We start from the raw sequence: 1,684 nt of genomic DNA on the forward strand, positions 1-1,684 counted from the left end.
GTTGGGGATCAGGTCTTTACGGATATAGTCGGCTCCAATTTGTCGTTTATGAAATCGATTCTGCTCGTTCCTGCGGGCAAGGAAAATTCATTTTCTTTCAAAATACGCCGCGGTTTGGAAAAACCGATCCGCTACATCATCAAGGCGGCGGGGCGTGGAAAGAAATATTTTGGTTGAGAAGGTGTTAGAATGAGCAGGAAAAAGGTTCTTGTGCTTCTTGGGCCAAACCTCAATATGATCGGCGTCCGGGAAAAGGGCGTCTACGGGGACGAAACTGCCGAAAGTATTCATCTTCAGATTATTGAGAATGCTAAAAAGCTGGATTACGACTGCGATATCTTTCAGTCCAATCACGAAGGCGATCTGATTGACAAAATCCACAGTGCGCGCGGGACCTATCAGGGCGTGGTGATCAACGCCGGCGCTCTTACGCATTACAGCTATGCGCTGCGCGATGCGATCGCCTGTGTCAGAATTCCTTTCGTGGAAACCCACATGAGCAACATTTACGCGCGTGAGGATTTCCGGCATAAAAGCGTGATATCCGAAGTGTGCGCGGGCCAGATTTCCGGGTTCGGGAAAAACAGCTATTTTCTGGCGCTGGCGGCGTTAAAGGATTTAATGTAGTTCCGTATAAAAATATCTTGAAAATTTTCTGAAATTATTATAAGATAATAGACGGAAAAAATTATTGGAGGATAATACGATGATATCTGCAGGCGATTTTAGAAATGGCGTTACCTTTGAAATGGATGGAAACGTCGTTTCCATTATTGAGTTCCAGCATGTTAAGCCGGGAAAGGGCGCGGCTTTCGTCCGCACCAAGATCAGAAACGTCATTACCGGCAGCGTAACAGAAAGAACTTTCAACCCAAACGATAAATACCCGACCGCTTATATCGAGCGTAAGGATATGCAATATCTTTATAATGACGGCGACCTCTATTACTTTATGGATCTGGAGACCTTTGAGCAGACTCCGATCAACCACAGCGTTCTCAGTGACAACTTCAAGTTTGTTCTGGAGAATATGACCTGCAAGGTGCTTTCCTACAAAGGGAACGTCTTCGGCGTTGAGCCGCCGAACTTTGTAGAGCTGGAAATCACCAAAACGGACCCGGGCTTCAAGGGCAACACGGCGACCAACGCCCTGAAACCTGCCACAGTGGAAACCGGTGCTGAAATCAATGTTCCTCTGTTTATCGAGGAAGGCGAAAGAATCAGAATAGATACCCGTACCGGCGAATATATGGAACGCGCATAACCAACACTATGCATGTTCAGTAAATGATGTTTAAGGAGGCAGAATTATGACAAACACAGAGAAGGTTGCTTACATTCGCGGCCTTGCGGAAGGCCTTGAGCTTGACGAGAACAAAAAAGAGGTAAAGGTCATTCACGCAATAATTGATTTATTGGACGACATGGCGGCATCCGTATCCGATATGCAGGACAGCTTTGACGACATGGCTGACCAGCTGGATGCGGTCGACGAGGATCTTGGTTCTCTGGAAGAAGATTTTTATGAGGACGAAGATGACGATGAGGACGACGGGGACTGCTACTATGAAGTAACCTGCCCGAATTGCCATGAGACGATTTGCCTGTCCGAAGATATTATTGAGGATGGCCAGATGGACTGCCCGAATTGCGGCGAAACGCTGGAATTCGATATTGACGAAGA

The 1,684-nt window shown here is 46.9% G+C and carries 3 protein-coding genes; all 3 read left to right on the forward strand.

The annotated features are described in order from the left end of the window. The first annotated feature begins 189 nt into the window (after positions 1-189). On the forward strand, positions 190-627 hold the full coding sequence (gene aroQ, locus ACQGQ5_RS15895) for a type II 3-dehydroquinate dehydratase (RefSeq protein ID WP_455737445.1): 438 nt from the start codon (positions 190-192) through the stop codon (positions 625-627). 79 nt (positions 628-706) lie between these two features. After that, positions 707-1,264 carry an elongation factor P gene (gene efp / locus ACQGQ5_RS15900; RefSeq protein ID WP_455737446.1) on the forward strand — a complete coding sequence of 186 codons (558 nt, stop codon included), beginning with the start codon at positions 707-709 and terminating at the stop codon, positions 1,262-1,264. Between the two features lie 46 nt (positions 1,265-1,310). Beyond that, positions 1,311-1,684, forward strand: a 374-nt coding sequence (locus ACQGQ5_RS15905; protein ID WP_455737447.1) for a CD1247 N-terminal domain-containing protein, incomplete at its 3' end; no start/stop codon positions are given.

The sequence above is a fragment of the Caproiciproducens sp. genome, assembly GCF_053840905.1.